The sequence below is a fragment of the Pseudomonas sp. H1_F01 genome, assembly GCF_054681425.1.
In genome coordinates this window covers 2,686,355-2,702,422 of sequence record NZ_CP162823.1, presented here as the reverse complement: position 1 = coordinate 2,702,422, position 16,068 = coordinate 2,686,355, and the positions used below count along the sequence as shown (strand labels likewise).

The 16,068-nt window shown below is 61.6% G+C and carries 16 protein-coding genes and 1 pseudogene; 8 read left to right on the top strand and 9 right to left on the bottom strand.

All coding sequences use genetic code 11. From position 1 onward, the window contains the following. Window positions 1-48: 48 nt before the first annotated feature. The 3 genes from AB4O09_RS12535 to AB4O09_RS12525 form a co-directional block, all read right to left on the bottom strand. Window positions 49-1,323 (bottom strand): NAD(P)/FAD-dependent oxidoreductase, encoded by a 1,275-nt coding sequence (locus AB4O09_RS12535; RefSeq protein WP_013693673.1) that lies wholly within the window; start codon window positions 1,321-1,323, stop codon window positions 49-51. Between the two features lie 36 nt (window positions 1,324-1,359). Next, entirely contained in the window at window positions 1,360-2,028 is a 669-nt protein-coding gene (locus AB4O09_RS12530; RefSeq protein ID WP_003203206.1) for a haloacid dehalogenase type II, read from the bottom strand. Between the two features lie 453 nt (window positions 2,029-2,481). Beyond that, window positions 2,482-3,366 carry a LysR family transcriptional regulator gene (locus AB4O09_RS12525; RefSeq protein WP_060613970.1) on the bottom strand — a complete coding sequence of 295 codons (885 nt, stop codon included), beginning with the start codon at window positions 3,364-3,366 and terminating at the stop codon, window positions 2,482-2,484. 95 nt (window positions 3,367-3,461) lie between these two features. Between AB4O09_RS12525 and AB4O09_RS12520 the strand changes: the two genes are divergently transcribed. The 4 genes from AB4O09_RS12520 (at window position 3,462) to AB4O09_RS12505 (ending at window position 7,817) form a co-directional block, all read left to right on the top strand. Then, a complete protein-coding gene (locus AB4O09_RS12520) occupies window positions 3,462-4,598 on the top strand; it encodes a DSD1 family PLP-dependent enzyme (RefSeq protein WP_003203210.1) in 1,137 nt (378 codons plus the stop codon). Next, on the top strand, window positions 4,588-4,986 hold the full coding sequence (locus AB4O09_RS12515) for a RidA family protein (protein ID WP_013693677.1): 399 nt from the start codon (window positions 4,588-4,590) through the stop codon (window positions 4,984-4,986). Before AB4O09_RS12520 ends, AB4O09_RS12515 begins: the two co-directional genes overlap by 11 nt. Then, window positions 4,983-6,164 (top strand): NAD(P)/FAD-dependent oxidoreductase, encoded by a 1,182-nt coding sequence (locus tag AB4O09_RS12510; RefSeq protein WP_003203213.1) that lies wholly within the window; start codon window positions 4,983-4,985, stop codon window positions 6,162-6,164. Before AB4O09_RS12515 ends, AB4O09_RS12510 begins: the two co-directional genes overlap by 4 nt. Before the next feature lie 204 nt (window positions 6,165-6,368). Beyond that, the gene (locus AB4O09_RS12505) at window positions 6,369-7,817 is read left to right on the top strand and encodes an aldehyde dehydrogenase family protein (protein ID WP_460108275.1); all 1,449 of its coding nucleotides are present in this window, start codon (window positions 6,369-6,371) and stop codon (window positions 7,815-7,817) included. Window positions 7,818-7,822: 5 nt separating this feature from the next. Here the strand turns inward: AB4O09_RS12505 and AB4O09_RS12500 are convergent. Beyond that, window positions 7,823-8,214 (bottom strand): annotated as a pseudogene (locus AB4O09_RS12500) (GFA family protein). Between the two features lie 34 nt (window positions 8,215-8,248). Continuing rightward, window positions 8,249-9,175, bottom strand: coding sequence for a LysR family transcriptional regulator (locus AB4O09_RS12495; RefSeq protein WP_003203219.1), 927 nt, complete (start codon window positions 9,173-9,175; stop codon window positions 8,249-8,251). Between the two features lie 132 nt (window positions 9,176-9,307). Here AB4O09_RS12495 and AB4O09_RS12490 point away from each other — a divergent pair, with 132 nt between their 5' ends. Further along, window positions 9,308-9,709 (top strand): RidA family protein, encoded by a 402-nt coding sequence (locus AB4O09_RS12490; protein WP_003203221.1) that lies wholly within the window; start codon window positions 9,308-9,310, stop codon window positions 9,707-9,709. Window positions 9,710-9,926: 217 nt separating this feature from the next. Here AB4O09_RS12490 and AB4O09_RS12485 read toward each other — a convergent pair whose 3' ends face one another. The 4 genes from AB4O09_RS12485 to AB4O09_RS12470 all read right to left on the bottom strand — a co-directional run bounded on the left by AB4O09_RS12485 (window position 9,927) and on the right by AB4O09_RS12470 (window position 12,949). After that, entirely contained in the window at window positions 9,927-10,406 is a 480-nt protein-coding gene (locus tag AB4O09_RS12485) for a VOC family protein (RefSeq protein WP_013693684.1), read from the bottom strand. A gap of 69 nt (window positions 10,407-10,475) precedes the next feature. Beyond that, window positions 10,476-11,777 (bottom strand): Nramp family divalent metal transporter, encoded by a 1,302-nt coding sequence (locus tag AB4O09_RS12480; RefSeq protein WP_003203225.1) that lies wholly within the window; start codon window positions 11,775-11,777, stop codon window positions 10,476-10,478. Window positions 11,778-11,931: 154 nt separating this feature from the next. Continuing rightward, window positions 11,932-12,168, bottom strand: a complete 237-nt coding sequence (locus tag AB4O09_RS12475) for a hypothetical protein (RefSeq protein WP_027912012.1) — start codon at window positions 12,166-12,168, stop codon at window positions 11,932-11,934. Continuing rightward, complete coding sequence (locus tag AB4O09_RS12470; protein ID WP_003203229.1) at window positions 12,161-12,949, bottom strand: MlaA family lipoprotein; 789 nt, start codon at window positions 12,947-12,949, stop codon at window positions 12,161-12,163. The genes AB4O09_RS12475 and AB4O09_RS12470 overlap by 8 nt, the downstream gene beginning before the upstream one ends. A 378-nt stretch (window positions 12,950-13,327) precedes the next feature. Here AB4O09_RS12470 and AB4O09_RS12465 point away from each other — a divergent pair, with 378 nt between their 5' ends. From AB4O09_RS12465 to kefF, 3 genes are all read left to right on the top strand, one after another. Then, window positions 13,328-14,038: a response regulator gene (locus tag AB4O09_RS12465; RefSeq protein WP_003203231.1), complete on the top strand. Its 711-nt coding sequence runs from the start codon at window positions 13,328-13,330 to the stop codon at window positions 14,036-14,038. Continuing rightward, window positions 14,035-15,369: an ATP-binding protein gene (locus tag AB4O09_RS12460; protein WP_363808282.1), complete on the top strand. Its 1,335-nt coding sequence runs from the start codon at window positions 14,035-14,037 to the stop codon at window positions 15,367-15,369. Before AB4O09_RS12465 ends, AB4O09_RS12460 begins: the two co-directional genes overlap by 4 nt. A gap of 177 nt (window positions 15,370-15,546) precedes the next feature. Continuing rightward, window positions 15,547-16,068, top strand: a complete 522-nt coding sequence (kefF, locus tag AB4O09_RS12455) for a glutathione-regulated potassium-efflux system oxidoreductase KefF (protein ID WP_039012409.1) — start codon at window positions 15,547-15,549, stop codon at window positions 16,066-16,068.

The window sequence follows — 16,068 nt, the reverse complement described above, 5'->3', positions numbered from 1 at the left end:
ACGTGCGTTAACGCAACGTGGTTGAAACGCCAAACAACGCGGTGAAACTCAGTGCAGGTAGTCCTGCAAGCGGTAATACGCGCCGACCAGCGGCAAAAACCAAGGCTTGCCGAAGTGCCCGGGAATGGCCGGCCAATCCAGTTCGCGCCAAGGGTTGGCCTCGACCTTGCCGGCCATGACCTCGGCCATCACCTGCCCCATGTGCACCGACATCTGCACACCGTGGCCGCTGTAGCCCATGGAGTGATAAACCCCGCCATGCTGGCCGGCCCGGGGCAGGCGATCGGAGGTCATGTCCACCAGGCCGCCCCAGCAATAGTCGATCCGGGTGTTCGCCAACTGCGGGAACATCTGCACCATCGCCGCTTGCAGCACCTTGCCGCTCTTGGCGTCGGACACGCTGTCGGACATGGCAAACCGCGCACGACCGCCAAACAGCAAACGGTTGTCCGGGGTCAGGCGAAAGTAGTTACCGATCATGCGGCTGGTGACATAGGAGCGCCGGGCCGGCAGCAGGCTGTCGATCAGCGCCTGGGGCAGGACCTCGGTAGCGACGACGAAGCTGCCCACCGGCACGATTCGCCGCCGATACCAGCCCAGGCCGCCCTGCTGACTGGCGCCGGTCGCCAGCAGGATCTGCGAGGCCTGCAGCGTCCCTTTGCTGGTGTTGACTCGATAACCGCCGGCACTGGTCTTCCAGTCCTGCACCGCCACCCCCTGGAAGATCAACGCACCGTGACGGGCGGCCGCTTCCGCCAGGCCGACGCCGAAACGCCCGACATGCATCTGCACGCCATTGCGCTGCAACAGGCCGCCGTGAAACTGCGCCGAATTGACTTCCTCCCGCGTCTCCTGGGCCGACAGCAGCTCGACCTCGGCATCGACTTCCTTGCGGATCAATTCACAGGTGCGCGCCAACCCTTCGTAGTGCATCGGCTTGGCGGCCAGCTTGAGCTTGCCGTTGCGCTTGAGGTCGCAAGCAATCTGCTCTTGCTCCACCAGCGTCACGACGCTCTGCACGGCGCTTTCATAGGCTTGGTAATACGCCCGAGCCTTGTCGGCGCCGAGGCTGGCGGTGAGTGCCGCGTAATCCTGGGCCACGCCGGTACTGCAATGCCCGCCGTTGCGCCCTGACGCCTCGCCAATCACCCTGCCCGCTTCCAGCACCGCCACGCTGGCCCCCTTCAAGGCCAGGGCCCGCGCCGCCGCCAGGCCGGTGAAGCCGCCACCGACGATGGCGACATCGACCTGCCCGGGCAATCCGCCGAGTTGAGCACCGGTGAACGCCGGTGCGGTGTCGAGCCAATAGGACTCACTGCCCATGTCTAACCCCTTTCGCCTTCAAGCGTGCGTCGAGACTCAGAGCCCGACCAGCGCGGGCAACCCGCCGATGTCCGGGATCTGGTGGTAGCCAAAGGCAGCGTTGGCCGGGTGTTCATGACCGCGGGCGACGAAGGCTTTGTGCTTGATCTTCATGTCGTGGGCCGACATCAGGTCGTAACGGAAGCTCGACGACACATGCAGGACGTCTTCCGGTCCGCAGCCAAGGTTATCGAGCATGAACTCGAAGGCGGCCAGGCGCGGCTTGTAGGCCTGGGCCTGCTGGGCCGTGAAGACTTTATGGAAAGGTGCGCCGAGCTTGTCGACGTTGGACATGATCTGCTCGTCCATCGCGTTGGAAAAAATCACCAGGGGGATCTTGTCGGCGATTTTCGACAGGCCCGCCGGTACATCGGCGTGGGGGCCCCAGGTTGGCACGGCGTCGTAATAGAGCTGGCCTTCGCCACGATATTCGACGCCCCAACGCTTGCAGACCCGCATCAGGGAGGTCTTGATGATTTCATCATAGGGCCGCCAGTCACCCATCACCTGGTCCAGGCGATAAGCGGAGAAGTCCTTGACGAACTGGTCCATCTGCCCGGCGTCGACACGGTCGGCGAACAGCTCGCGGGTCATGGTGCCCATCTGGAAATTGGTCAACGTGCCGTAGCAGTCGAAGGTGATGTACTTGGGTCGAAGAAAGCTCATGAGTGCGGTCCTGGATTGTTGTTGAAGGCTCGACGAGGCGAACGATGGCGCCTTTCGTGAGGCATCGGTGCAACGCTGCATCACGTTTTCATTACAACACCATGAGACCGTGGATAAATCGTTAAAAATACCGGCCGCTTGGTACAAACCACCGTTTTGCGGGGCTCGCTCAGCAGACTTTGCGGGATGCTCCAGGCGTGGGCGTCGTGCCCGTGTTTCTGTGGGTTTGGGGGCATTTATGGTGCGCCAAACGGCTCTGCAAAGAGTTGTTTTCGGCAGAATCTACGCTTGGCGCAGCAGCTTCAGCATCCGCGGTGAATGGGCCGGCGTCATCGCGAGCAGGCTCGCTCCCACAGGGGGATGGTGGTGGACACCGGTTCAAGGAACGCCGCAGATCCATTGTGGGAGCGAGCTTGCTCGCGATGGCGGTGGTCGGTAGGAGCAGTGTCCTATTCAGACCTTCAGTTCGGCCTCCAGGAAGCTCACCAACGCCTGCACCCGCGCGCTGCGCAGTTTGCGCGAGGGCACCAGCAGGTTGATTGGGGCGCTGTCGAATTGCCAATCGGCGAGCACCCGTACCAGGCGGCCGTCGGCGATGGCTTTGCTGACGTCCCATTGCGAACGCAGCACCAGCCCCAGGCCCTGTTCGGCCCAGCGTCGGGCCACGCTGCCGTCGTTGCTCAACAAGGCAGGCTTGATCCGCAGGGTCTTGCGCCCGTGCGCATTGCGCAAGTGCCACAGGGTGACATCTTCATCGTTCTCACGAATACAGATGCAGCGATGCTCGGCGAGTTGCTCCGGCGCTAGCGGTGTGCCGTTCTGCTCCAGGTAAGCGGGACTGGCGCACAGCCATCGGTCATTTTGCGTGAGGGGTCGGGCGACCCACTGGCTGTCGCTCAGGTGACCGATGTGAATCACCGCATCGCTGTCATGACGGTCAGGCCAGGGCGTTTCCCGAAGATCCAGATGCAGGCATAGCTGCGGGTGCAACCTGGCAAAACGGGCCAGCAGCGGCGCGAGGCGTTGGCGTCCATAGCCGAACGGTGCCGCCAGCCTGAGAGTGCCGGCCAGTTGATCGTCTTGCTGCCTGAACGATTCGGGAAGCGCCTCCAGCTGTTCCAGCAATAGCGCACTCTGGCGCGAGAAACGCTCGCCGTCGGCGGTCAGGCTCAGCCGCCGGGCGTCGCGATTGGCCAGGGTCATGCCCAGGAGCGTCTCCAGTTTGCGTAGGCGCATGGACAGCGCCGGCGGCGAAACATTGAGGGCCCTGGCAGCGGCGCTCAACGATTCGCAGCGTGCCAGCGTCACGGCCATGCGCAGGTCTTCGAGGCTGATCATTCAGTTCAACTTAATGATTGATGACAGCGCATTGAACCACGGCTTTACGATGACTGAGTAGAGTCGAGCCTGTCTTTCACCCGCGAGTCTCGTTCATGCCAGTCTCAATTGCTTCCCTCGATACCCCGGTCGCGCTCATCGATGTGCCGCGAATGCAGCGCAATATCCAGCGCATGCAACAACGCATGGACGCCTTGGGCGTGCGTTTGCGCCCGCACATCAAGACCAGCAAATGCCTGCCGGTGGTTCGGGCGCAGCTTGCAGCAGGCGCCAGCGCCATCACCGTGTCGACCCTTAAAGAAGCCGAGCATTGCTTCGCCGAAGGCATCCGCGACATCTTTTATGCCGTGTCCATGGCACCCGGCAAACTGGCCCAGGCCCTGACGCTGCGGCGCAAGGGCTGTCGATTGAGCATCTTGACCGACAGCCTGGCGGCGACGCAGGCCATCGTCGAGTTCGGCAGGCAGCACGACGAACGTTTCGAGGTCTGGATCGAGATCGATTGCGACGGTCATCGGTCCGGCGTGCGCGTTGAAGACGATGCACTTGTCGACATCGCGCGGCGACTCAGCGAAGGCGGCATGCAGCTTTGCGGCGTCATGACCCACGCCGGGTCCAGCTACGAGCTCGATACGCCCCAAGCGCTGCAAGCCTTGGCCGAACAAGAACGCCACCTCTGCGTCAGCGCCGCCCAACGCATCCGCGCAGCCGGGCTGGCCTGCCCCGAGGTCAGCATCGGCTCCACACCCACGGCACTTTCGGCGCAAAGCCTGGAAGGCGTTACTGAAGTGCGCGCCGGCGTCTATGTATTCTTCGACCTGGTGATGCACAACATCGGTGTTTGCCAGGCGGATGAGCTGGCCCTGAGCGTACTGACCACAGTCATCGGTCACCAGCCGGACAAAGGCTGGATCATCACCGATGCCGGCTGGATGGCCATGAGTCGTGATCGGGGTACGCAGCGCCAGCAACGGGATTTCGGGTATGGGCAAGTGTGCAGCGAAGCTGGCGACTGGATCGAAGGCGCCCTGCTCACCAGCGCCAACCAGGAGCACGGCATCGTCACCCTTTCCAGTCCCGCGGACATCGATATCACCGAGCGGTTTCCCATCGGCAGTCGCCTGCGCATCCTGCCCAACCACGCCTGCGCCACCGGTGCGCAATTCCCTGATTACCGCGCCTGCGATGCCTCGGGCGCGGTGCACACCTGGAGTCGTCTGCATGGCTGGTGAAATCGAGTTGATTCACACAACCCAGGCGGCCGCTGCGGGCGGACATTACGCCCAAGCGGTCTTGCACCAGGGCGTCTTGTACGTGTCCGGGCAACTGCCGATACGCACCGATGGCAGCCACAGCGTCGACCAACCGTTCGAAGTGCAAGCCGCCATCGCCCTGGACAACCTGATGGCGATTCTCGGCGCAGCAGGCCGCAGCCCCAGCGACCTGCTGAAAGTGACGGTCTATGTCGCCGGCATCGAACACTGGCCGGCTTTCGACCGGATCTACGCCCGCTATCTCGGCGAACACCGGCCTGCGCGCGCGGTGGTGCCCGTCCCCGCCTTGCACCATGGGTACCTGATCGAAATCGAAGCGCTGGCTGGGAATGAGAGAACATCATGAAGCCAGAAAAAAGCGATGTACTGATTATCGGCGGCGGCATCATGGGGTCGGCGTCGGCGTTTTTCCTGCGCCAGCGTGGGCACTCGGTGACCCTGCTGGAACGCGACCTGATCGGCCAATACGCCAGTGGCGTGAATTTCGGCAACGTGCGACGCCAAGGGCGATTCCTCGGCCAGCTGGAACTGTCGAATCGCTCGTACGGGTTGTGGAAACGGCTCCCCGAGTTGATTGGCGATGACCTGGAGTTCATCCCCAGCGGCCATATGCGCGTCTGTTATCGCGAGGACGAAATCGCCGAGCTTGAAGCCTACGCCGCCGCCCCCGAAGCCCGCGAACTGGACTTGCAGATCATCACCGGCAAGGCCTTGCACGCACGTTTCCCGTTCCTCGGCGCGCAGGTCAAGGGCGGCTCGTACGCCCCTCACGACGGCCACGCCAACCCGCGCCTGGCCGCCCCGGCATTTGCCCGCGCGGCGACACGGGCCGGGGCCAGCATCCGCGAGCGAACAGAAGTCGCCACGGTGCAAAAGGTGAATGACCAATTCCACGTGACCACCACCGACGGCCAGCTATTCATCGCCGAGCAACTGCTGATCACGGCGGGCGCGTGGGGGGCGAAGCTGTCCGAACAATTCGGCGAAGCGGTGCCGTTGGAAGCCAATGGCCCACAGATGTCGGTCACCGAGCCGGTGCCCTATGCCTTGCCGACCGTGATCGGCGTGTTCACCAAGATAAAGGAGGAGGTGATTTATTTCCGGCAGATCCCCCGAGGCAACCTCATCATCGGCGGCGGTAACCGCTGCAAACCGGACATGATCAACCGTCGCGCCTACTTCAAGCCCGAGAGCCTGCTCAACCAGATGCATCAGATGAGCCGCCTGCTGCCCGGGGTGGCGAACCTCAACATTATCCGGGTGTGGAGCGGCATCGAAAGCTATACGCCAGACTCGCTGCCGATCATGGGGCCAAGCGGCAAGGTCAAGGGGTTGTTCTATGCCTTTGGGTTCTGCGGGCATGGCTTCCAGCTCGGCCCCGGCGTCGGCGACGTCATGGCCGAGCTGATCAGCACCGGCAGCACCCGCACCCTGATCAGCCCCTTTGATATTCGCCGGTTCACCGAACCGACCGCCCTGACAATGCCTCAGATGAGCACGCCTGGCACCGGCAGACTCATATGACACAAGCGACTGGGCGCCCTTTTTGCCCCGGACGGACACTGCCACTTTTTTTGCCAAGTTAGCCCGGCAGATACAGCAGATTCTTCTTTGCCAGGCTTGAGAACGGCATATCCCATCCGGGCCGCTTTGTTAGTTTATCGAGAAGAAAACGGCCTCAGGATCTGTCGCCGGCAGTGCTATCACCGCTCTATGGGAGCCCGTTGGATGACCACCCCCTTTTTGAACACCCCGCCTACGTCCCAGCAGTTCTATATCAATGGTGACTGGCAGTCTCCGGCATACCCGGCCACGCTGCCCGTGGTCAATCCCGCTACCGAGCAAGTCATTGCCGAGGTCGCCCGAGGGTCCGGCGAAGACGTTGACCGCGCCGTAGCGGCGGCTCGCGCAGCATTTCCCGACTGGTCCGCCACTTCGGTGCAAGCGCGCGTGGCGATCCTGGGAAAGATCCATGCGCTGATCCTTGAACGCAAAGAAGAACTGGCCCAGGTGCTCTCGCTGGAAATGGGCGCGGCCATCGGCTTCGCACGGGCCATGCAAGTGCCGCTGGCCGCCGAACACGTTCGGGTGGCCCGCAATGTGCTGTCCACTTACAACTTCCAGAAGATTGAGCATGGCACGGCCATTCAACGCGAACCCATCGGCGTCTGCGGCCTCATTACGCCGTGGAACTGGCCGCTGTATCAAATCACCGCCAAAGTCGCCCCGGCGATTGCCGCCGGTTGCACGGTGGTGTTGAAACCCAGCGAACTGTCGCCCCTGAGTGCCCTTCTCTTCGCACAATTGGTGCATGACGCTGGCCTGCCTGCCGGCGTCTTCAACCTGGTGAACGGTAGCGGTGCCGAGGTCGGCGCGGCCATGGCGGCGCATCCCGACATCGACCTGATCTCAATCACCGGCTCGAACCGCGCCGGCGCACTGGTGGCCCAGGCCGCCGCCCCTACAGTCAAGCGCGTTACCCAAGAGTTGGGCGGCAAGTCACCGAACGTGCTGTTGCCCGACGCCGACTTCGCCAAGGCCGTGCCGCCGGGCGTGATGTCGGCATTTCGCAACGTCGGCCAATCGTGCAGCGCACCGACCCGAATGATCGTGCCAAGGAACCGCCTGGCGGAAGTCGAGGCGTTGGCTGCTGCCACCGCCAACGCGATCATCGTGGGCGATCCACAATTGGAAGCAACCGTGCTCGGTCCCATCGCCAACGAGGCCCAGTTCAATCGCGTGCAAGCCATGATCGAAGTGGGCATGAATGAAGGTGCCAAGCTTGTCTGCGGTGGCCCAGGACGCCCGGAGGGTCTCGAACAAGGCTTCTACACCCGCCCCACGGTTTTCTCGCAGGTCGACAGCGCCATGCGCATCGCCCAGGAAGAAATCTTCGGCCCGGTGCTGTGCATCATTGCCTATGACACGTTGGATGAAGCCGTCGCCATCGCCAACGACACCGTCTATGGGCTGGGCGCGCATGTCCAGGGCCAGGACCTTGATCTTGCCCGCGCCGTTGCGTCGCGTATTCGCGCAGGGCAAGTGCTGTTGAACTACCCGGCGTGGAACCCGATGGCACCGTTCGGTGGGTACAAGCGTTCGGGCAATGGTCGTGAGTATGGGGTTCACGGGTTCGAGGAGTATTTGGAGATCAAGGCGATTGTCGGCTTCGAATGACCGCCCTACTCCTCGGCCCGCCCTGTCCACTCGCGATCATGCTCGTAGTGTCGGGTGAGCAGAAACGCCGGCAGCCAGGACTCACGGCGCACGGTCCAGCTTTCGTAGGTGGGCATCAGTTGATCGGGGGCGTCCAGCGTCCCAAGGTGCACTTCTATTTCGTCACCCGAGCGGGCGAACAGCGACGAGCCGCAGCGAGGGCAGAAAAGCGTCCGGCATAATCCCGTGTTTCACCTTCGATCGTCACGGCATCCTGGGGAAAAACGGCGGCAGCGTAGAAGAGCGCGCCGTGATGCTTGCGACAGTCGAGGCAGTGACAGAGGCCAACCCGATACGGACGGCCCGAGGCTTGGATGCGAACGTTGCCGCACAGGCAACCACCGGTGAATCGGTCCATGGTGGGTCTCCTCTACACACTGGGCAGTCGGCTTTCAAGATACATGTCGATCAATGATAGGCGCATGTTGCGCCATCAGCTCCACGACCCAGTCGATGAACACCCGCAATTTGGCGCTGATGTGCCGGTTCGGGGGATAGGCCAAATACAGCGGCATCGGCTCGAGGTGCCAGTCTTCGAACAGCGGCACCAACCCGCCCTGCGCTTGATGAGGCCCGGACATGTACTTGGGCAGCCAGAGCACGCCCAGCCCTGCCAAACCGGCCGCGAGGTAAGCGTTGCCGTCGTCGATGGCCAGCGCGTAGCGCCCTTTGACGTGAAGCAGCTCACCGTCACGACGCATGGCGTAGGGCAAGGATTTGCCGGTGCGTGCCCACAGGAAACCCACGGTGCGGTGGTGCGAATCTTCCAGTTCGCGCGGATGCGCGGGCATGCCGAACCGTGCCAGGTAACTCGGCGCGGCAAAGACACCAAGGGCAAGGTCGCCGACACGCCGGGCGATCAGCGACTGATCCCTCAACTCACCACCGCGCACCACGCAATCGACATTCTCATCGAGCATATCGACGATGCGATCGCTGACGCCCATGTCGATCTGGATGTCCGGGTATCGCCCGTAGAACGTTGGCAAGGCCGGTATCAGGATCATCGCCGCCAGCGGGCTCGGCACGTCCACCCGCAGTCGCCCGCGAGGTAACGCCTGGGCGCCGGAAACGCTGGTCTCGGCATCGTCCATGTCGGCCAGCAGCCGGATCACCCGCTCGTAATAGACCGCGCCATCGGCGGTGACGTTGACCTTGCGCGTGGTGCGGTTGAGCAACTTGACCCGCAACCGTGCCTCGAGCTGCTGCACCAATTGGGTCACGGTGGTCTTGCTCATGTGCAGGGTTTCAGCCGCCTTGGTGAAGCTGCCCGCCTCCACGACTCGAACGAACGCTTGCATCGCATCAAAACGATCCATTTGTGCCTCGGGTGTCGATCCGATTGTTTGGTTTCTACAAACAGTGATCGCCAAGGTTGCTCGTTTATCGCCTGGACACAAGCCCCTAGAGTGAGTTCATCGTTTGGAACCCACTCTTTGATGGAGGTATTCATGACACAGCGCGACGTGGTTTTCCCGCCTGGACGCCGGGCACTCTATGAGCGTAATCGCTATTCGCCGGCGATTCGGTCCAATGGTTTTCTGTTCGTCTCGGGACAGGTTGGTAGCACCGAAGAAGGTTCGCCGGAGCCCGACCTGGAAGCTCAGGTTCGGCTGGCGTTCAACAACCTGAAGGCGATACTCGCCGCGGCCGATTGCAGCTTTGACGATGTGGTGGACGTCACGGTCTTCATGGTCGACCCCGAATCAACCTTCGAGCGGGTCTGGAGCGTCGTGCCCGAGTTCTGGGGCAGCGCGCCGCATCCGACGCTGACGGCGGTGGGCGTGACGTGGCTGTATGGGTTTCAGTTCGAGATCAAGGTGATAGCCAGGTTGCCTGAAACCACTCTATAGGTCCGCTGCATCAAGGTGGCTGTACCGGCGCCTTCGCGAGCAAGCTCGCTCCCACAGGGGGATCTGTGCTGGTCGCAAAATCGAAGTCACCACCCACCAATGTGGGAGCGAGCTTGCTCGCGATAGCGGTGGGTCAGTTTGCATCAATGTTGGCTGTGCCGGCGCTATCGCGAGCAAGCTCGCTCCCACAGGGGGAATGATGGTGGTGATTCGTCGGCTAGCCTTTCACCGCGGCTTCAATCGCGGCAATGTCGATCTTGGTCATCGTCATCATGGCCTCGAAGGCACGCTTGGCGACCGCTTTATCGGAACTGGTGACCGCGTCAACCAACACGCGAGGGCTGATCTGCCACGACAGCCCCCACTTGTCCTTGCACCAGCCGCAGGCGCTCGCCTGGCCGCCGTTGTCTATGATCGCGTTCCACAAGCGGTCCGTTTCGGCCTGGTCATCGGTTGCGATCTGAAATGAAAAAGCCTCGTTGTGCTTGAACGTCGGCCCGCCGTTGAGGCCGATGCAAGGGATGCCGATCACCGTGAAATCCACGGTGATCACATCGCCTTGCTTGCCCGACGGATAATCGCCCGGGGCAAGATGGATAGCGTTCACCGCACTGTCGGGAAACGTCTTGGCGTAGAACTCCGCAGCTTCCTGTGCGGTACCGTCGTACCAGAGGCATATCCTGTTTTTATTGTTCATGCCGGCTCTCCAAATGGGACTGGACGATAAAGTCTAGCAGTCCCCCCGAAAGTTGCAGGTTACCGGGCCTCAGGTGAACAGATCGACGCCCAACTGAAACGCAACCCACAACGCCAGGCCGGTGGCAAACACCAGCGCAATATTCTCGAACAGGTTGTTGCGGTATTCCTTGCCCAGCAGGGACTTCTGGTTGGACATGATCAGCAGGCCCAGGGAAATCACCGGCAAGCCGATGATGTTCAGCGCGTTGACGCCGATGGTCAGCGTGACGAAGTCCGGCATGCCGGGGAGCGACCAGATCAGTGGCGTCACGAGAATGAACAGCATGAACCATTTGTGCATCGGGTCACGGTGGAACTCTTTGCCGTAACGTTCCCGGCGCTCGGGCCGTACGTGCTGGAAGGCGTCGGTGATGAGCATCGGGAACGCCGTGGTCTTGCCGGAGATGCTGGCGAACAGCGTGGCAAACACACCGATAAAGAACACGTACCAACCGATCGAACCGAAGAACATTTCCAGGGCCTTGCCCAAATCGCCCAGGGTGTTGACCTCGATGCCGTTGGGCCGCAGGATTTCCGCGCCGACGATCCAGATGGCCAGGTTGATGATGATCCCGACAAACACCGCAAACAGCAGGTCGTTACGCTGGATACGCTTGTGTTCAGGCCCTACCCAGCCCTTCTGGCGCATGACATACGGATGAACGAAGTTGGCGATCGAACCGGCCACCGCACCGATCACCGAGACGGCTACCAGCAACGCGCCGTGCACCCCTTCATCGGGCGGGATACTGAAGCCGATGGTGCCTCTGACAATGCCGGCGACATCCGGGCCGGACATCACCGCCAGGGCCAGGAACGCCAGCGTCATGATCGCCAGCAGCCCTTTCATCACGCCTTCGATCATCGAATAGATATTACGCCCGACGAGCATCCACACCGCCAACACCACAGCCACCGAACACAGCATTGGATAGTCGATCTTGAGCAACATGGCCAAGGCTTCGCCAGCCCCCTTGATCATGTAGGCGTTCATCAGGTGCCCCATGAGCAACGCATACACCAACAGGAACCAGGCGAAAAACGGATTGAGCTGGGCATAACCTTGCAGGATGGTCATGCCCTGGTTATTGCAGAGCTGGAAGCGCGCGATGATGTTGACGATCAGGTAACGCAGCAGCAGAGAGACCGCCAGTACCCACATCATCGCGTAGCCATAATTCGCGCCGGCCACGGATGAAGTGATCAAGTCGCCGGCGCCCAGCCAGGAAAGGACCGCAATGATGCCGGGACCGAGAAGCTTGAGCAGGCGAACGAAACGGCCTTGCGTGGACGCCGCAGCCTGGCCTTCAGCGGAAGGAATGCTCGTCATGGATGGAATCTCCGTTTATTTTTTTTGTGAGAAACGGCCACAGTCGAACATATTAGATACGACGTCGTACAACCATTATTAATGCGTAATTATGTAGAAATGTTTCATGGCATCCGCTCCCAAGATACCGTTGTATTCCAGGAGCAAATTGCCACTAACCCCTCACCTGCTCGCCGTTATCGACCATCCAGCGCACCATCCTCGCCAACGGCACCCGATGCTGCTGGATGGCGCACCAACTGACGTGTTCATGGCGATACATCTCGACATATCGGTTGAGCAGCACGTGGCGACCATCCTCGGCCAACCGCAGTTCAACCTCACGGCAATGCAGCACATCCGGATCGAGCGCGCGCATTCGCCGATGCAGGACCAACGCCTGGTTATTCATCTGCAGCGGCTCCGTCCTGGCATTGCGGGTCTTCCTGCACCACCGCTCCCAACTTGCCTTGGGCGACAAGATCGGCACGCCGCTGCGCCGTTGCATCACGAAGCGCCGCGTAGTAATCCGGTTCGGTCTGCAACTGGTCGGTTAGCGGCAATGCCTCGGCGCGGCCATCGACAACACCGCCGACGGTGTTGATCGTACCCAGGGTATCGACGGTGCTGCTGTTGCCGCCAAACGGGTCGACGGCAAAACTCAGCACTTTGCCCGTCGCGTCTCTCAGGTTGGCGCTGCCCAGCAACGGCAGTTCCACGATCGGTCCGGGGGCGACGTTCCAGACGCCGAAGGTCTGGCCGAAATCGGCCTTGTGGCGCTCGATGCCCAGCTTGCCCGACACATCGATCAGCCCGACGATGCCCGCGGTGGTGTTGATGACGAACCGCCCCAGTGTGTTGACCGAGCGTTGTGCATTGCCTTGCAGCAAGTCGTTGATGAACACCTTGGGCTCACCGAAGTTCGCCACGAAGTTGTGGACGCCGGCCTGGAACATCTCCGGCAGCTTGAGATAACCACGGGCAACCGGGGCCAGCGCATAGTCATCCACGGTCCGATTGAACACGAAGATGCCGCGGTTGACCGGTTCTGCGGGATCGTGAACGGTATAGGTCGCGCGTTCACAGGAGCCTGGTTTTGCAGCTGGTGTGCTGGAGCAACCGCTGGCGAGTGCCGTCAATACAACCACAACGGTGGATCGAACAAACAAAGGAGCGGGTCTGGTGATCGGCATACAGGTTGATCTCGACGAGGAATGGGGAATTGCCAATCAGCTAGGAAACGGTGCCAGACACAACCCTTGTGAAGAGGAGGACGCTTGCTGTGGGAGCAAGGCTTGCCCGCGATGCAGGCGACGCGGACTTTCAAGTATCGAGGCGCCTGTTTCGCGAGCAAGCTTTGCTCCCACAGAAATCCCCTCGCCACAGGTTTTGTGTAGGGCTGACTCGTTTTTAACTGACCGACATCAAAGGCCATCCTGCCGCTGTTTTTTTGCCTGGAGATTTCCAGAATATTGCCCGCCGGCAACTTTATTGCCGGATTGAAATATATGACGCAGGCCCTGGATTGACCCTAGTATCGCCTCCTGTATTCATTACCCTGCGTGCCCACCGTGAGCCATTTATTACTGGTGGACGATGACCTCGAAGTCCTCGCCCTCTTGCGCAAATTCCTCGAACAACATGGCTACAGCGTGGATGTGGCCGCCGACGGCACCGCCTTGTGGCAGGCGGTGGAACGGCGGGTGCCGGACCTCATCATCCTCGACGTCATGCTGCCGGGCGACAACGGCCTGGTGCTCTGCCAACGACTGCGGGCCGAGCACACGGTCGGCATCATCATGCTCACCGCCATGGGCGAATTGAGTGACCGCGTCGTCGGCCTGGAGCTGGGGGCGGACGATTACCTGACCAAGCCGTTCGACGCCCGCGAGCTGTTGGCCCGGGTGCGTGCCGTGCTGCGGCGCACCGGTGAAGCCAGGGACACGCTGAACGACTCCTCCCGGCCAATCCTGGAGTTCGAAAACTGGCAACTGGACGTCACCCGGCGCGAACTGCGTTCACCGGACAAGGTCATGATCCCGCTGTCCACCGGGGAGTTCGAACTGCTGCTGGTGTTTGCCGAACACCCGCGCCGGGTGCTGACCCGCCAGCAGTTGCTGGACCTGGCTCGCGGCGAAACCTTCGATGCGTTTGACCGCAGCATCGATGTCCAGGTCAGTCGATTGCGGCGCAAGTTGGAGACCGATCTCACCGGCGTATCGATGATCCGTACCGTGCGCAACAGCGGCTACCTCTTCAGCCCCCACGTGGTGAAGCGATGAAATACACTCGACGGCCAAGGGATACGCTGGCGCGGTGGATCGCCCTGACCACCCTGGTCGCCATGCTGACATTGCTGGCCCTTAACGCGCTGTTCAGCCAACTGGCTGATGCCTGGGCCCGCCCGCCCCTGATGGAAACCGGCCTGATTGAAAAGGTCGCCGCCATCACACGCATCATCGACTCGGCAGCGCCCGAACAGCGGCCCACCATTGCCAGGGCGGCCAGTGATCAGAGCTTCAACGCGCAATGGCTCCAACGCCATGAAGATGCCAAGCTGCCAGTGATCGACGACCCCGAATACAACGATGGCGCACTGCGGTTGCGCCAACAGTTGGGCCGGCCCGATGCGAGGATCGAGGGCTATGAGCCAAGCGATTGGCACGCCGGCCAGCCCGGCGCACGCTACGCCGCGATGATCGAATTGACCGACCACTCGTGGGTCGTGTTTTCCCTGCCTGCGCGCAGTTGGGGACTGGAGGAATGGGAGCGCAGCCTGATCATGCTGGCGCTGATCCTGGTGTCGACGATTATCGTCGCGCTGATCGCCACGCGACACCTGGCAGCACCCTTGCAACGCTTTGCCGAAGGCGCCAGACGCTTCGGCGTCGACCACCAGGCACCACCGATTCCGGTCATCGGCCCCCACGAAATCCGCCAGGCGATCCTCGCCTTCAATGCCATGCAGGCCCAGCTCAAGCACTTTCTGCAAGACCGCACGCAGATGCTCGCCGCCATCTCCCATGACTTGCGCGCGCCGTTGACGCGCATGCGCCTGCGCGGGGAATTCATCGAGGATGCCGAGCAGCAATCGCGCTTGTTCAGGGACGTGGACGAAATGCAGGCGATGATCAACTCAGCCCTGGAATTCTTCCGCGACGATGCCCGCCTGGAACATGCCACCGCGTTCGACCTGGCCGAGCTGCTGCACACCATCGTCGATGACCTCAAGGACGCCGGCACCGAGGTCGCATTCGATGACGCCCACCGCTTGGTTTATGTCGGCCGCCCCATCGGCATCAAACGCGCCTTGGTCAACCTGATCGACAACGCAATCAAATATGGCAACGCGCCGACTGTTCGACTCGAGGCCGATGCCAATCGTGTGGACATTTGCATTCTGGATCGCGGACCAGGCATCGCCGCGCAACACCTTGAGCAGGTCTTCACGCCGTTCTTTCGCATCGAAGGCTCTCGCAACAAACACACCGGCGGCGTCGGGCTGGGCCTGTCGGCGGCCCGGGCGACAGTGCTGGAGCATGGCGGCACGCTGACCCTGAGGAATCGACGCGGCGGCGGGTTGGAGGCCAGGGTCTCGCTGCCGCTTGACTGAAGTGCCCGATGTACCGATCCGCTCTAAACAATCAGCGCCTTCCTCGGTAGGATGTCCGGTTTTCCCGGCCTGGACCCTGTTCCAGGAAGGTGCTCTTGTTTGTATCGCCCGACTCAATGCCATCGTTCGCGCTCACGACAGACAGGAATCGACGGAGCCAAACCAAGGAATTCACCGATGATTCTTATCATTTATGCGCACCCCTACCCCGACAAATCGCGGGTCAACCAGCAGATGCTCAAGCGAGTGTCGACCAACCCGGACGTGATCATACGTTCGCTCTACGAGCTTTACCCCAACTTCGACATCGACGTCGAAGCGGAACAGCGAGCGGTGGAACAAGCAGAGCTTGTCGTCCTCCAGCACCCGATGTACTGGTACAGCACACCACCCCTGCTGAAACTGTGGATCGATAAGGTATTCACCCACGGCTGGGCCTACGGTAAAGACGCCATCGCCCTCAAAGGCAAGCGCTTGCTGTGGGCCGTTACCACCGGTGGCGATCACGCGCATTTTGCGATCGGCGACTACCCCGATTTTTCGGCGCTGGCCCAACCGCTCCACGCCACGGCCATTTACTGCGGCATGCGCTGGCTGGAGCCGGTGGTCGTGCATGGCGCCTATGCCGCCGACCCTGAGGCCCAACACGCACAAATCGAACACTACGGCGAACGCCTGGCCGCCTGGAAGGAAGATTGA